This is a genomic window from Peribacillus sedimenti (assembly GCF_046237635.1).
GTDB lineage: Bacteria > Bacillota > Bacilli > Bacillales > DSM-1321 > Peribacillus > Peribacillus sedimenti.
On the sequence record NZ_CP143547.1, the window covers coordinates 3,736,918 to 3,751,509 of the forward strand.

The following is a 14,592-nucleotide window of genomic DNA, read 5'->3' on the forward strand; positions in this document are numbered from 1 at the left end:
CATTCCATTACTTTTGGTAAAAAGGATTTTGCAGGCAATTATTATTCAGTCACTTGATGTGTACTCCATATACATCAGGCTTGCTGCTTCCCGTGTATCGGGCGCGCTGACTAAACATTCAACATCTCTTCGCTTGCTCTTTTGTTCCTTTGGCCTACCGGTACATCTATGCAGTTACTACTTAGAAAGGCACAATATTCCTTACTTAATATATTATCACAATTCAGAATTATATGTTATTCGATTGTTTCCTGAAATTTACCAAAGAAAAGATCTGCTTCTCCAGTTTCAAATTCTTCTTCATCTCCTTCATTTAAAGGAGGAAGCTCTTTAATCGATTTCAATCCAAAATAATCCAAGAACTCCTTTGTGGTGCCATAAAGATATGCCCTTCCAGAGCCTTCTGCCCTTCCCACCTCTTTGACCAGAACCTTTGAAATCAGGGTTTGCAGCGGACGTTCTGTTTTAACTCCCCTAATTTCCTCAATTTCAGTTCTCGTTATAGGCTGCTTATAGGCGATGATTGCAAGAGTTTCCAGGGCAGCCTGAGACAGCCCATGGGAGGAAGGTGTTTCAACCAGCCTTTTGAGATAAACAGAGTGTTCTTTCTTAGTCGCAAGCTGGTATACTCCAGCGACCTCTATAATCTGTATCCCCCTGTTCTCGGCTTGATAATCTTCAATTAGGGATTCCATTAAATCAACGGCCTGTATATCCGTGATTTCAAGAACTGCTGATATTTGTTGTAATGACAGGCCATCATCGCCTGCAGCAAATAACAGCGCCTCCAATATACTTTTCCAATTAATAACTTCCAACTGCTTCTACACCTTCCTTGGCGGTAACAAGAATATCCGAGAAATTCCCATCCTGCTCGACCAAAATTTCATTCAGTTTCATTAGTTCCAGCACTGCCAGGAAAGTGACAACCATATGTTCTTTATCATTTTGAGGAAAGAGGTCAAAAAAGCTTCTCCTGCCCTTAAACATCTTAATGTCTTCCAAAATTTCATTCATACGTTTTTCAATCGATATTTCCTGGCGTGTTACCTTGGTAAATAACGGCTTTTGCAGCTTTTTACGCCTTAAAAGCTTTTGGAATGCCCCCAGCATATCAAATAGGCTGACGTTCAAATCTATCTTTGCATGCTCCGCTTCCCGCATAAATTCAGCCAGGTCGCTAGGCGGTCTAGTAAATATCAGGCTGCGTTCTTCCTCAAGATTCTTCAATTCAGATGCGGCATTCTTATATTTTCGATATTCAAGAAGGTTTTTGACCAGCTCATCACGGGGATCCTCTTCATATTCCATACTCTCGTCATTATCCATCAAATCATCATCATGCTTTGGAAGCAGCATCTTGCTTTTAATCGCGAGCAAGGTCGCTGCCATAACCAGATACTCACTCGCGACATCCAGCTCCAGCTCCTTCATCGCATGGATGTACCCCAGATACTGCTCAGTTATTTCTGCCATAGGAATATCATATATGTCAATTTCCAGCCTATTGATCAAATGAAGGAGAAGATCCATTGGTCCTTCAAAAGCATCAATTTTTATATTGTACATTGCAAAAAACCTCACAAATAATCCAAATGCTTTAGCCGCGCAGATTGCGGCTATACATAGTATAGAGGATTAATAGCCTTTATCCAATAGATATCTGTGTTTTTTGCGCGTGCAAGGCTGAAACGCAGAATAAAATATGCATATATAGGCTTGCGCCCTTGCCATTCATGGGAATTACCATAAGCTGAAAGTGTAATGAGTTAGCATTACGCGGAGGTTTACTAATATGGGAGATAAGAGCATCGGCTAAGGCGCAGCATCGCTTAAATCCTTTTATAATACACATGAGATGGTTACAACTGGCTGTGCCTTTATCCTCACACCGATCACAACACATTTGGCAGGCTGGACTTTGCGCTGGCCTGCCCCTCTTTTTCATGAGTAAACTTGTAGCTGGAAACAAATATATCGACCCGGTTCATTGCGGGTATGCTACAATATTGTTATCTATGTAAAGGAGTGAAGCTCCCTTGAACAATTACCCGGAAGCATACATAGCATATTTAGTCCATTTTCATGGTGATAGAGATTATTTTGAATGTCATGAAGTGCTTGAGGAATATTGGAAGGAAGAAACACCCCAGGAAAGAAATTCACACTGGGTGGGCCTTATACAAATCGCTGTCGCCCTTTACCATTTTCGGCGAAAGAATATGAACGGCGCATTAAAAACAATCAATAAAGCCCACTCATTGCTCATCAATAAGAAAAAGGAAATAGATGAATTGGGCATTGAGCATTCCAGGCTGTTACATATTTTGAATGAAATAGAGGATCGTATGAAAAAAAAACTGCCGTATGAGAGCGTGAACCTGCCGTTAAACGATCCTGGCCTGGCTGCTGTGTGCAGGCATCGCTGTGAATCAGAAGGGTTTGTATGGGGAGGGAGCAGCAATATGGGCGCATCCTCATTGGTCAATAGGCATAAGACCCGTGACCGTACTGACATCATCCTTGAAAGGGAACGCCAGCTGCAATTGCGTAAAGAAAAACCTTATCCTTGATATTAAGGATAAGGTTTTTTTGTCAGTCCCCTGCCGAAACGGATCCCGGGGAAATATTGCATTTGTCGCAGAATGAAGCTGTGTATTCATTTGGTTTTAATATTTTATCAGGATAAACCTCTTTAAGAGCGAGCACCATGCTTTTACCTACCCCTTGATGACGGAAAGAAGGATTCACCGAAATATGCTGTATGGTAATCTCAGAATCACCAGAAAATTGGACTCCGATCAGCCCGATAATCTCATCGTCTTTCCAAAGGAATAATTGCTGGTCTTCTTCAAGTTCATAGGCTTTCATGGTTTGCTGCAGCTTTTTTATATCCTTCTCATTCGGCATGAACGATAAAAGGCCCATAGCGAACTTTTCATAGTTTTTTTTATACTTGATTAACATAAATAATCCCTCGTTACGAAATAACGTAGTATTTTTCCCGTTTTAATTCTATTATCATACAGAACTTTACAGCAGGTTTCAACCTGCCTGCCGCAAATGAGAATCAGGCAATGAACCGCCAATATATGATTCCCCATACTACAGCTATGGCTGCCAGGATCAGGAGCAGGGTTATATTATTTTTTTGCATGTTTAAGCCTCTTTCATTGAACAGGTAGTACAATGACTTTATTCTACTATAAATGAACCAATTCTGACAAATGCGCACATAACCATTTTATTTCCATCATAATGATCTTGCAGCCAGAACTAATCAAAAAAGACTATTACATTTATACCACATTATTTATCTTTGAAACTATCATTAATTTGTGGTTATACTATAGCAGGTGCCTTTCTTGTCGATACAAGGCTTAATAAGTTTGCCGGGAAACATTTGATGCACGATGTATGCCTCCAGAGCTGCTTTTTCAATGGACCTGACAGCACCATTAACACAGATTTACAAAAATTTGCTACCAATACTGCCATAGGAGGTAACGTAATGCCGAAAAGGATTCTAAAAACTCAGTGGATTCTGCTAGGCCTGCTTCTATTTCTATTAGTCCCAATTAAAGCTTTCGCCGATGCTGCTGTTGGACAGATGACCGTCACTCTTGGCGAAAACTTAACTGAAGAACAAAAGAAAATGCTTCTTTCGGAAATGAATGCTCCTGAGGAAGCGGAAATCCTGACAGTTTCCAATGAAGAAGAACATAAATATCTTGGAGATTATATTCCCAAACGGTTAATCGGAACAAAGGCTTTATCCTCTTCCGCCATCACTCTTGAGAAATCGGGTACAGGGCTGAAAGTGGACTCTAAAAATATTAACTGGGTAACCGATGAAATGTATGTGAACGCATTGGCAACGGCTGGTGTTAAAGATGCATCAGTTTATGTCACGGCCCCTATACCGGTTTCCGGGACGGCTGCGCTTACAGGTGTCATTAAAGCTTATGAGCTTTCCACCGATAAAGTGATCCCTGAAGATGTGAAACAAGCAGCGAATGAGGAAATGGTAACAACGGCTAAGCTAGGGGATGAGGTTGGATCGGACCAGGCTGCAGCCCTGATGACAAAAATCAAGGAAGAAATGGCAGCTAATCCTCCAAAAACAGACGCCGATATTCGTGCCATCATCGAATCCGCAGCCAAGGATCTGGGCATCACCCTTACAGATGAACAGCTTCAAAGCCTGGTTGACCTTTTCAAAAAGCTCAAGGACCTGAATATAGATTGGAACGCCGTAGGCGGCCAATTAGACAAAGCAAAAGAAAAGGTAACTGCTTTCCTGAAATCTGAAGAAGGCCAGGGATTTCTCGACAAGCTGAAGGACTTCTTCATAAGCCTTATCGATGCAATTAAAGCCCTGTTTTCCTAACGCACATTGATTTGCGTTGCCAAGCCGTGCACGACGCAGGGTCACCCAGCGCTGCCACACTCTGCAGCTTTCTCAGCTGACATTCTACACGTGACGAACTTAGCCGGGTGATCCTCGACGCACATGGATGTGCTAACATGGGCGTTGTCAGGCTCACAGGATGCGGGTCGTCAGCGTTGCCGCACGACATGGCGTTCTTAGCTGACCTTCCACACGTGACGAACTTAGCCGATGATCCTTTATACAAAAAGGGAAACCGCAGCAGCGATTTCCCCTTTTTTAATTCTTGTTAACAGTTTCTTTTAATGGCAAATCAAATTGGACAAGGTCTGCATAGGTTTCACGCCTGATGACCAGGCGTGCTTCGCCGCCCTCAACGAAAACGACTGCCGGACGAGGAATTCTATTGTAATTATTTGCCATGGAGTAGCCATACGCTCCAGTACAGAATACAGCGAGAATATCTCCTCTTCCTGCTTTTGGAAGCGGAAGATCCCAAATGAGCATATCCCCGCTTTCACAGCATTTTCCGGCAATTGAAACTGTCTCCTCGACTTCATCAAGGGGGCGATTTGCCAATACAGCTTCATATTTTGCCTCATATAATGCCGGGCGTATATTATCGCTCATCCCGCCATCGATAGCCAGATACTTTCGCACTTCAGGAACTTCTTTTTCAGAACCTACTTTATAGATGGTGGTACCTGCATCGCCAACAAGAGATCTGCCCGGCTCAATCCAGATTTCCGGCATCAGAAGCTCTGAATCCTTGATTTGTTTTTTTACCTCAGATACGATTTCTTCTACATACCGAGAGGCAGCGAGGGGTGTATCCTCATGGGTATAACGGATCCCAAAACCTCCGCCAAGATTGAGAACCTTAGGCTGGTAATTGAAGGATTTATTCCATTTTTTTAATTGGCTGATGATTTTTTGGGCAGCCAGGACAAATCCGGTTGTTTCGAATATTTGTGAACCTATATGGCAGTGAAGCCCAAGCACTTCGATCCAATTACTTTCTAGTGCAGTCTTTAAGGCTTCTTCCGCTTGCCCATTGACAAGACCGAAACCAAATTTGGAATCGTCTTGTCCTGTTAAAATATAATCATGAGTATGTGCCTCAATCCCCGGAGTCACCCGAAGCAGGATTTTTACCTTTTGGCCTTTTTCCAGACATATTCTTTCAAGCAAATCCAGTTCAGAAAAATTATCTACCACTATACAGCCAATTTGATGTTCCAGTGCCATTTCCAGCTCTTCGACACTCTTGTTATTGCCATGGAAATGAATTCTTTCCTTGGGGAATTCAGCCCGCAACGCAGTATATAATTCTCCGCCCGATACTACGTCCAGCGACAGGCCTTCTTCCTCGGCAAGCTGTATCATCGCAACAGAGGAAAATGCTTTGCTGGCATATGCAACCTGCGCTTTTACACCCATCTGTTCGAACGTTTCTTTAAAACCGCGGGCCCGCTCCCGCATTAATTCGACATCATATATATATAAAGGTGTCCCATATTTTTCGGCCAGTTCAATCGTATCCACGCCGCCTATTTCCAGGTGCCCCTTTTCATTTACTCTGCTTGTCCCATAAAAATGCATTTTGCTTTCCCCTTCCCGGAATACGTGCCGTACTTTTAAACAAATAAGGCAGACCTGCAGCCGAAAAAATCCCGCGTCTGTTGGTCAGCCTGCTACTTTTCTTATTTTATTATCAAAAACTTTATTTTTATGACTTTATTAATGATTAAAACAAAAATATCATATCTGTTCATTTACTTCAATGTTTTATTTCGGCTGCCTTTTACTGTCTCCAGGATTAACTATACTGGGTCTAAGGGTTCTGCCAGCTATAGGTTTCCTGATCAAAATATGGGAGAATGCCCGTGGATAAAAAGGAATGAATGGCCAAAGGTACGGAGTATTCAAGCTTTTTAAACTCGCAAGATACAGGATATAAATCGTACTCCCGATGATAAGCCCCGGAGCATGGAAAAGGGCTGTAAGAACAAGCAAGATAAGGCGGGCCAATCTATTTGCGAGGCTTAGCTCGAGACTTGGCGTAGCAAACGTCCCAATGGTTGCCACTGCCACATACAAAATGACTTCCGGAATAAATAATCCTACATTTATTGCGATCTCACCGATCAGTATCGCAGCAATTAATCCCATCGCAGTTGATAATGGCGTCGGTGTATGGATTGCCGCCATTCTAAGGAATTCCATACCAAAATCGGCGATGAAAATTTGGACTACAGCCGGAATACTGGTTTCCTTTTTAGGACCTATGAATTCCAGCCTGTCCGGCAGCAAGGAAGGATCCAATACAAATAAAAGCCAATAAGGCAGAAGAAACACAGAAGCCATGATCCCGAGAAATCTAACCCAGCGTATCAGCGTACCAACAGCTGGGGACTGTCTGAACTCCTCGGCATGCTGCATATGGTGAAAAATGGTTGTCGGGGCAATCATTACACTTGGTGATGTATCGACATATAGGATTACATGTCCCTCCAGCAAATGGCTGGCGGCTACGTCCGCTCTTTCCGTATATCGAACCTGTGGATATGGGTTATATCCCTGAGAGACAATAAATTCTTCTATCTCCTTGTCTGCCATTGATATTCCGTCAATTTCGATATTTTCCAATTCTTTCTTCAAAATTTTCACCAAATTGGGGTCAGCCACATCCTTCAGATAGGCAATTGCTACATCTGTTTTGGACCTCTCACCAACCTTGACCATTTCAAACCGGAGCCTCTCATCCCGAATTCTGCGGCGTGTAAGGGCTGTGTTGACTGCAATACTTTCTACAAAGCCATCCCGCGCCCCTCGAACTGTCTTTTCTGTGTCAGGTTCCTGCGGTGATCTGGCCGGATAACTCCTTGCGTCCACTATGAATACCGTATCACTGCCATCTATTACAATAGAAACCAGCCCGGATAAAACCTGGTCAACCATCTCGTCCATGGTTTTCACCTCTTTAACTTGCTGGTGAACGATTCGGTTCCTCACGATTTCAGGAAGCTTGGAAGCATTTTGCTGGTTGTCATTTAGCGATATTAAATTTTTTATGATTGGAATTAAATTGTCGGTAGCTACAAGTCCCGTTACAAAATAAACGTGGATTTCCTTCTTCAATACCATGATCTTTCGGACACCAAGATCAAAAGTAACTCCTAGCCCCACATTTTCCTTCATATAATTTTCAACATCATATATGCTGCTAGGTATCGGTTTCATATTGTCGCTGCTTTGTGTCGGCATACCTTGCACTCCTTTCCAGAATAAGCTCGACTGCTAATTTCGTAATCGGTGCTCCTACCCGGTAATCATCTTTCTTTGCCATTTTTCCAATATCACCTACCCCTACAACGATAGGGGCATTAAGCTGATCCACGCAATAAACGGTGTCTCCTGTAATCCGACCCACTTCTTCGTACTCAATTGAGCCATCTTTATCCACGCCATAATGAGTCAGTTCACCGTTTTGATCGATACACACATCCACCTTCGTCCATTCGGCATGCCTTGTATGCGAGGCAACTGCTATAATTCCCAATACCTCAATATCCTTGTGGCCTGATACATAGCGCATCGCTATTTCTCCAGGTCCCTCTCCAACCATTCCGCTGTCATCAAACATAACAAGAACAGGGTCGTATGGACATTCCTTGATTAGTGACACTATCTCACGGCCTGTCAGCGGGGATGGATTGCCATGGGAAAGGGAAATACAGCGGCCGCCTACTTCCCTGGCTGTAATTTCGACTGCCCTCCTCGCATATTCATCACCATCTGTGATAATAATGATTTTTCTTTTAGCTGCCATAAATGCATTTTCCTTTCACGCCTGAGCCCCAAATACAGCACTCTCTAATTGAAGCATGGTATGTTACATGTGCTCGAAATAAATCCATTGGAACAATGACCCGGCAATCTTTCCCAGAACGATCGCCATTAATAAATAAACGATTTTCTCCTGAATCCCTATTCTTTTCGACAGTATCGGAAAAACATTCAAAACTTCCGTAAGAGCTGCCGCAAGCATCCCGTTAAATATGCCATCCGCCAGGCCAATCGGTATCAATAATGCTTTGTGCATATACAGGATATTATTTTGCAGGCCAATCCAGCCACCAGCCACCGTCCCCATGACGATCGCCAGCTCGTAATGATGGATCATTTTCATGGTCTTCGTAAGCTGGGTGAGCCTTGGGATTACCCTTAACACCGTTAGGAATGCCACAAATCCCGCGCCTACCGCCAGACCGCCAGCAAAGCCGACAAACAGGCAGAAAACAATCCTACCGATCATCAAGCCGCCGGATACTTTCTTTGTTTTCAGTCATAATGACATAGCGGTCGAGGTCTTGCTGGTAATTGAACATTTCTACTTCTAAAGGGCTGGGCTCTTCATTAAAACGTTTTCTGAAAAAATGGTTAAAAAATAAAATCATTCCCAGACCAAGACCCAGGCTATAAGGGATTTGTATCAAGAGAGGCTTACTGTCCTCTCTTCCAGTAATAATTTTGAACAACTTTTGATGCACTTCCAGCATACTGACGTCTACATGAAAGTTCATGATTGTTATGGCAGCTCCTATAAACAAAAGCAGCCAAACAAGAATAAAAAGAGGCCAGGATACTTTCCCTCGAGATAATATGACTTCCATGATTGTTTGGGAAGGTCCAACTGACTGAATTTCAACATTAGGATATTCAATTCTGATTTCCTCAATCATCTGTATCAAATCTGCGACGATGATGTTATTATCCTCTTTTGTGACCCTTAAAATAATCATCTGTCCAATGCCCCTGGCAACTTTGTCCGGGCCAATTATTTTTGCGATGTCGCTGACCTTTACCAATTGATCCGGCCTAACTTGGACACGGTGCCGCATTCTGATATACACCAGGTTTTCCATTCCGTCACATCCCGTACAACAAATTGCTTTCTTGTTAGTATGTATTGGCATATCCTTCTACATGCAAATCAAATAAAAAAAGTGTGCCGCAGCACACTTTTTAACAATCCCGGCATAAGGGATATTTAATTTTTAATGAGTTGGAAAGAAAATCATTTGCAACAGGAATATAACTCCAAAGAAATAAATCAGCGGATGGACCTGACTAGCTTTTCCGCTAAAAATTTTCATAAGCGGATACGTGATAAATCCGATTGCAATACCAGTAGAAATACTGGATGTCAATGGCATTGTCAAGATTATGATAAATGCCGGGAAAGCTTCATCGAATTCTCTCCAATTAATTCTTGCGAGACCCTCCATCATAAAGCAGCCAACAATGATCAGTACTGGTGCCGTAATCGCAGGGAGTGAAGAAATCGCAGAAATAACTGGTGAAAAGAACATAGATAATGCAAATAAAGCGGCAACTACAACAGATGTAAGGCCTGTTCTTCCGCCAGCCGCAACTCCTGTGCTTGATTCTACATATGCTGATGAAGGACTTGTACCGAACAAGGAACCAACAGTGGTCGCGACTGCGTCTGCAAGGAACGCCATCTTGGCCTTTGGAATTTTACCATTTTTCATTAAACCAGCCTGCTCGGTTACGGCAATCATGGTCCCTGTCGTATCAAACAGTGTGACCAAGAGGAACGCAAACACTACAGCATACAAGCTGTGAGAAAACACACCTGAAATATCAATATCAAAAAAGACCGGTGCTGGCGGGGCGGAAACAATCTGGCCGTTAAACTTTAATAATCCCATGAAATATCCAATTACTGCCGTAATCAGCATTCCAAAGAACAAAGCTCCCTTAACATTCCTTGCCATTAAGATGAGTGTAATAAAAAGGCCTACGATTGCAAGGACAGTTCCCTGTTCATGCAGGTCACCCAGTGATATAAGCGTTGATTCGTTTGCAACCACTATCCCGCTGTGATTCAAGCCAAGGAATGCGATAAATAACCCAATTCCAGAAGTGATGCCGTACTTTAGGGACGGAGGGATCGCAATGATGATGGTTTCACGAAATTTGGTTACACTCAAAACAATGAATAAGAGGCCTGCAATAAATACAGTGCCAAAAACGATTTGATAGGATAGCCCTTGCGCACCAACTACACTTGCAAAATATGCATTTAACCCCATACCGGGAGCTATTGCAATAGGCAGTTTAGCAAAGAAACCCATGATTAGTGTTCCAATGATCACTGAGATTACAGTAGCCATAAATACTTGTTCAAAAGGTACTCCTACAGATGATAAAATGGCCGGATTCACTATGACGATGTAGACCATAGTCAAGAAGGTGGTAATCCCGGCAAATACCTCTGTCCGGGCCGAACTTCCATGTCCTTTTAAAGAAAAATATTTTTCAAACATGATGTAAAACCTCCACATAGGGTTTAAAACCGAATAAATAAAACAACCTTTATTATAATATTCGTTTTTTCAACATGTTTCAACTAAAACTAAAGATTTCTATTATTATTTTCGGTTATATATCAGGTGGCAACGGATTCATGCTACATATTTCCTTTGCCAAAAAAATACACCTCCAATTTGTTAGCTAGTACTAACTATGGGGTGCAATTTCAACTTGAGCTTCATAACAATATTTTTCTTCCAATTGATACCGTTAAAAGATCGTTCAGTGTATAGTGAGACTAAAATTTTCTGCCATTAGCTTCCTGGACACTAAAGTAACCCAAATTTATCACCATGAGGAAGTAACCTCCTAAAATCCCGGCCGCAAATGCTTCCATGGCCATATGGTGCTCCAGGTCGTAAAGAATAATAGCTCCTAAGATCGCTGCGGCCGCCCGGTTGGCAAACCCTAATGACGGCATCCTTTTGCCTTCCTGGATCCGCTTTTCCATTTTCATTATTCGGCGACCTAATATCCACATGCAGTATAAACTAACCAGGACTCCTATGGCCGCTCCTAAAAAATGCGGAGAGAACGGAGTTAAGTACCACCCGCCTGTCAACAATGGAAACACGACAACTAATATTTGTTTTATGAATACCTTAAATGCTATGCCAATCATGCTGCTGCTCCTCTTTGTCTTTGTATGTAACAATAGTATATTAATATATTATATCCATCAAATGTCTGATACCTATTGGAAGCATTTAATATATAAATTGTGAAGGTTTCGTGACAATAAGAGTAAGGATTCATCTTTGAAAACGTTTTTTTAAAAAAGTATACACAAAACCAAGTACAATAAAAGAGGGAAGCCATCCTTATGGCTTCCCTCTTTTATTCTGTTTGTTAGGCGCTGAATGAAAAAAAATAAACACATGAACTATTGATTCATGTGTTCCTTCATTTGCTGCAAGATCTTCTTTTCAAGCCTTGATACTTGAACCTGGGAGATTCCAAGCCGCAGGGCGACCTCTGATTGGGTCTGGTCTTTATAGTACCTCAGATAGACGATAAGCCTTTCCCTTTCATCCAGCTCCAATATGGCTTCCTTTAAGGCCATCTTGTCAAACCACTTGGTATCATTTGTATCAGCAATCTGATCAAGCAGGGTAATAGGATCCCCATCATTCTCATAGACAGTCTCGTGTATGGACGAAGGACTCCGATTTGCTTCCTGGGCCATGATAATTTCTTCTGGGGATACCTGCAGATGGTCCGACAATTCTGTGATAGTAGGGACCCTCCCGTAAATCTTGGAAAGCTCTTCTTTGGCCCTTCTTATTTTATTGGCCATTTCCTTTAAAGAGCGGCTCACCTTTACAGTTCCGTCATCGCGAATAAAACGCTGGATTTCACCGATGATCATGGGAACAGCATAGGTTGAAAATTTAACCTCAAATGAAAGATCGAATTTATCGACCGATTTTAGCAACCCGATACAACCGATTTGATACAGGTCATCCGGTTCATAGCCCCTGTTCAAAAAACGCTGGACCACCGACCAAACCAACCTTAAATTGGATTTTACGATTAAGTCTCTTGCTTCCTGGTCCCCATTCTGGCTGCGCCGGATCAGATCCCGCAATTCTTCGTCTTTTAAATGGACCTGGCTTTTATTGTTTTTAACCTCCACATCCATATGCAAAACTCCCTTAATTGCACAACGCTTTGCTTTTTGTTAAGTGCTTTTTTAATCGAATGATTGTACCTTCACCCTTATGCGAAATTACTTTCATTTCATCCATAAAGTTTTCCATGATTGTAAAGCCCATTCCAGATCGTTCTAGGTCAGGCTTTGTCGTATAAAGGGGCTGAACCGCCTCTTCGACATCGTCGATTCCCACCCCTTCATCGCGGATTGTCATTTCAATCATGTCATTTTCAATGGCCACGGATATATGAACAACGCCATTCGGATCGTTTTCATATCCATGGATGATGCAATTCGTGACTGCTTCGGATATGACAGTTTTGATTTCTGTCAACTCATCCAAAGTCGGATCAAGCTGTGCAATAAAAGCCGCAACGGTGATCCTCGCAAAAGACTCATTCTGGCTCAATGCTGAAAATTGCAAATCCATTTTGTTTTTCATTCCTAAGCAACCCCCAATCTTCGTAAAGCGTTTTTTTCGGATGGCTCTATCTTAATAATCTTAAACAAACCCGACATTTCAAACAACCGCTTTACAGAGGGGGAGATTGCACATACCACCATCTCGCCTTGTGATTCTTTTATTTGTTTATATCTGCCTAAAATTACCCCAATTCCTGAGCTATCCATAAATGTAAGCTCTTCAAGGTTCAAAATAATATGCTTTATGCTGTACTTTTCGATTGCATCAGTTGCATTTTTTCTCAGTTCTTCGGCCGTATGGTGATCCAATTCACCACTTAGCCGAATACAAAGCACCGAGTTCTTTGCCTCCATGCCAATGCCAAGACTCACAATTTACAGCCCCCTTCTCTGTCGTATAGTGAGTCAAATTCTATTTTGCCGATGCCATTTCCTTCATCGTGACAAAACTAGTGGCTATTCGATGAATCTAGAAGCAATATTATGGTATTAGACAACGTGACTTACCTGGATTGTGTAAACATGCCAAAAGCCCGTTTATACATATTCCACCATGTAGCCTTTTTAACATCCTGGCTGGCAATGATTGGCGAAGAGGATATAACCCTTCCGTCTTTCAATAATTTAAGTTCTCCTATTTTGGCACCTTTTTTCACGGGTGCCTGGAGGTTTTTCTTCATCTCGACTTTTTGGGTAAAATCCTTGATCGACCCGCCTTTTTTGGTAAGTACAGAAATTGGTTCACTCGTTACTCCCATCACTTCTTTGCGGCTCCCTTTGCTGACGGATACACTCCTTAAATCGACGCCGCGTTTATATATAGGATGCGTCTGGTATTGGGAAAAAGCAAAATCCAGCATTTTTGTTACTTGCGCATTCCTTGCTTTAGGATTTGGCGCTCCCATTACCACCGCAATCACACGCATATTCCCCTTTTTGGCGGTAGCAGTCAGGCAATACTTGGCTTCGCCGGTAAACCCAGTCTTTAACCCGTCGACGCCTGGATAGAACTTTACAAGCCTATTGGTGTTGACAAGCCAAAATTTTTTATCTGTGTCTTCTCGTAAATACGCTTCATATGTCCCAGTGAAATTAGTTATTTTATCGTATTTCAATAACTCTTTTGCCATGATTGCCATATCATGTGCTGTGCTGTAATGGTCACTGACGGGTAATCCAGTAGTATTCTGAAATCTCGTATTTTTCAAGCCGAGCTGCTTGGCCTTTTTGTTCATTCTTTCTACGAAGGCTTCTTCTGACCCTGCCACTCTTTCAGCCATTGCCACAGAGGCATCATTACCAGACCCGATTGCAATGCCCTGAAGCAGATGCTCGACTGTCATTTCCTCGCCTGGCTCCAAAAAGATTTGGGAGCCTCCCATTGAAGCCGCATATTCGCTGGTACGTACCTTTTCCTGCATCTTTAAGTTGCCTTTTTCCAGTTCCTCCATAATTAAAAGCATGGTCATAATTTTCGTCATGCTTGCCGGAGGAAGCCGTACATCTGAATTTTTTTCGAACAAAACCATTCCCGTATCACGTTCTATTAAGATTGCCGATTTTGCCTCTTCAGCTAGTTTTAAACCCTTTTCCGCCGCTGTAGCATTTGGTACAATCGTAGCTGTTGTAAACAGCATGACAAAGCATATTGCCAGGAATTGCTTCATATCCAACCCCTCCTAATTATTCATTCCATAAATAAGTGCAGTGTAAAGCCGGCACT

16 protein-coding genes are annotated in these 14,592 nt (G+C 42.3%); 2 read left to right on the plus strand and 14 right to left on the minus strand.

The genetic code is table 11. The annotated features are described in order from the left end of the window. Positions 1-236 precede the first annotated feature (236 nt). Complete coding sequence (gene scpB, locus V1500_RS18350) at positions 237-818, minus strand: SMC-Scp complex subunit ScpB (RefSeq protein ID WP_409301468.1); 582 nt, start codon at positions 816-818, stop codon at positions 237-239. Then, positions 805-1,569 (minus strand): segregation/condensation protein A, encoded by a 765-nt coding sequence (locus V1500_RS18355; RefSeq protein ID WP_409301470.1) that lies wholly within the window; start codon positions 1,567-1,569, stop codon positions 805-807. Before V1500_RS18355 ends, scpB begins: the two co-directional genes overlap by 14 nt. Positions 1,570-2,039: 470 nt before the next feature. Between V1500_RS18355 and V1500_RS18360 the strand changes: the two genes are divergently transcribed. Then, the gene (locus V1500_RS18360; protein WP_409301472.1) at positions 2,040-2,573 is read left to right on the plus strand and encodes a DUF309 domain-containing protein; all 534 of its coding nucleotides are present in this window, start codon (positions 2,040-2,042) and stop codon (positions 2,571-2,573) included. Between the two features lie 22 nt (positions 2,574-2,595). Here V1500_RS18360 and V1500_RS18365 read toward each other — a convergent pair whose 3' ends face one another. After that, entirely contained in the window at positions 2,596-2,967 is a 372-nt protein-coding gene (locus V1500_RS18365) for a GNAT family N-acetyltransferase (RefSeq protein ID WP_409301474.1), read from the minus strand. Positions 2,968-3,511: 544 nt separating this feature from the next. On the opposite strand from V1500_RS18365, the gene V1500_RS18370 reads away from it, so the two are divergent. Next, complete coding sequence (locus V1500_RS18370) at positions 3,512-4,390, plus strand: DUF1002 domain-containing protein (protein WP_409301476.1); 879 nt, start codon at positions 3,512-3,514, stop codon at positions 4,388-4,390. 279 nt (positions 4,391-4,669) lie between these two features. Here the strand turns inward: V1500_RS18370 and lysA are convergent, their stop codons facing one another. The 11 genes from lysA to V1500_RS18425 form a co-directional block, all read right to left on the minus strand. Continuing rightward, a complete protein-coding gene (gene lysA, locus V1500_RS18375) occupies positions 4,670-5,992 on the minus strand; it encodes a diaminopimelate decarboxylase (protein WP_409301478.1) in 1,323 nt (440 codons plus the stop codon). A gap of 186 nt (positions 5,993-6,178) precedes the next feature. Then, positions 6,179-7,657 (minus strand): spore germination protein, encoded by a 1,479-nt coding sequence (locus tag V1500_RS18380; protein WP_409301480.1) that lies wholly within the window; start codon positions 7,655-7,657, stop codon positions 6,179-6,181. Beyond that, positions 7,617-8,222 (minus strand): stage V sporulation protein AE, encoded by a 606-nt coding sequence (locus V1500_RS18385; RefSeq protein WP_409301482.1) that lies wholly within the window; start codon positions 8,220-8,222, stop codon positions 7,617-7,619. Before V1500_RS18385 ends, V1500_RS18380 begins: the two co-directional genes overlap by 41 nt. A 63-nt stretch (positions 8,223-8,285) precedes the next feature. Further along, a complete protein-coding gene (locus V1500_RS18390) occupies positions 8,286-8,708 on the minus strand; it encodes a stage V sporulation protein AB (RefSeq protein WP_409301484.1) in 423 nt (140 codons plus the stop codon). Continuing rightward, positions 8,698-9,318: a stage V sporulation protein AA gene (locus V1500_RS18395; RefSeq protein WP_409301485.1), complete on the minus strand. Its 621-nt coding sequence runs from the start codon at positions 9,316-9,318 to the stop codon at positions 8,698-8,700. The genes V1500_RS18390 and V1500_RS18395 overlap by 11 nt, the downstream gene beginning before the upstream one ends. 132 nt (positions 9,319-9,450) lie before the next feature. Beyond that, a complete protein-coding gene (locus V1500_RS18400; RefSeq protein ID WP_409301487.1) occupies positions 9,451-10,746 on the minus strand; it encodes an NCS2 family permease in 1,296 nt (431 codons plus the stop codon). 284 nt (positions 10,747-11,030) lie between these two features. Further along, on the minus strand, positions 11,031-11,414 hold the full coding sequence (locus V1500_RS18405) for an ATP synthase subunit I (protein ID WP_409301489.1): 384 nt from the start codon (positions 11,412-11,414) through the stop codon (positions 11,031-11,033). Between the two features lie 261 nt (positions 11,415-11,675). Further along, entirely contained in the window at positions 11,676-12,434 is a 759-nt protein-coding gene (gene sigF / locus V1500_RS18410; RefSeq protein ID WP_409301490.1) for an RNA polymerase sporulation sigma factor SigF, read from the minus strand. 13 nt (positions 12,435-12,447) lie between these two features. Next, a complete protein-coding gene (gene spoIIAB / locus V1500_RS18415; protein WP_409301492.1) occupies positions 12,448-12,888 on the minus strand; it encodes an anti-sigma F factor in 441 nt (146 codons plus the stop codon). A gap of 2 nt (positions 12,889-12,890) precedes the next feature. Beyond that, complete coding sequence (gene spoIIAA / locus V1500_RS18420) at positions 12,891-13,241, minus strand: anti-sigma F factor antagonist (RefSeq protein ID WP_409301494.1); 351 nt, start codon at positions 13,239-13,241, stop codon at positions 12,891-12,893. 131 nt (positions 13,242-13,372) lie between these two features. Continuing rightward, on the minus strand, positions 13,373-14,536 hold the full coding sequence (locus tag V1500_RS18425) for a D-alanyl-D-alanine carboxypeptidase family protein (RefSeq protein WP_409301496.1): 1,164 nt from the start codon (positions 14,534-14,536) through the stop codon (positions 13,373-13,375). Positions 14,537-14,592: the final 56 nt, after the last annotated feature.

Bases quoted from the DNA above. Each gene is read 5' to 3' on its own strand.
- V1500_RS18355 (WP_409301470.1), bottom strand. From the start codon at position 1,569: ATGTACAATATAAAAATTGATGCTTTTGAAGGACCAATGGATCTTCTC.
- V1500_RS18365 (WP_409301474.1), bottom strand. From the start codon at position 2,967: ATGTTAATCAAGTATAAAAAAAACTATGAAAAGTTCGCTATGGGCCTT.
- V1500_RS18370 (WP_409301476.1), top strand. From the start codon at position 3,512: ATGCCGAAAAGGATTCTAAAAACTCAGTGGATTCTGCTAGGCCTGCTT.
- lysA (WP_409301478.1), bottom strand. From the start codon at position 5,992: ATGCATTTTTATGGGACAAGCAGAGTAAATGAAAAGGGGCACCTGGAA.
- V1500_RS18380 (WP_409301480.1), bottom strand. From the start codon at position 7,657: ATGCCGACACAAAGCAGCGACAATATGAAACCGATACCTAGCAGCATA.
- V1500_RS18385 (WP_409301482.1), bottom strand. From the start codon at position 8,222: ATGGCAGCTAAAAGAAAAATCATTATTATCACAGATGGTGATGAATAT.
- V1500_RS18390 (WP_409301484.1), bottom strand. From the start codon at position 8,708: ATGATCGGTAGGATTGTTTTCTGCCTGTTTGTCGGCTTTGCTGGCGGT.
- V1500_RS18395 (WP_409301485.1), bottom strand. From the start codon at position 9,318: ATGGAAAACCTGGTGTATATCAGAATGCGGCACCGTGTCCAAGTTAGG.
- V1500_RS18400 (WP_409301487.1), bottom strand. From the start codon at position 10,746: ATGTTTGAAAAATATTTTTCTTTAAAAGGACATGGAAGTTCGGCCCGG.
- V1500_RS18405 (WP_409301489.1), bottom strand. From the start codon at position 11,414: ATGATTGGCATAGCATTTAAGGTATTCATAAAACAAATATTAGTTGTC.
- sigF (WP_409301490.1), bottom strand. From the start codon at position 12,434: ATGGATGTGGAGGTTAAAAACAATAAAAGCCAGGTCCATTTAAAAGAC.
- spoIIAB (WP_409301492.1), bottom strand. From the start codon at position 12,888: ATGAAAAACAAAATGGATTTGCAATTTTCAGCATTGAGCCAGAATGAG.
- V1500_RS18425 (WP_409301496.1), bottom strand. From the start codon at position 14,536: ATGAAGCAATTCCTGGCAATATGCTTTGTCATGCTGTTTACAACAGCT.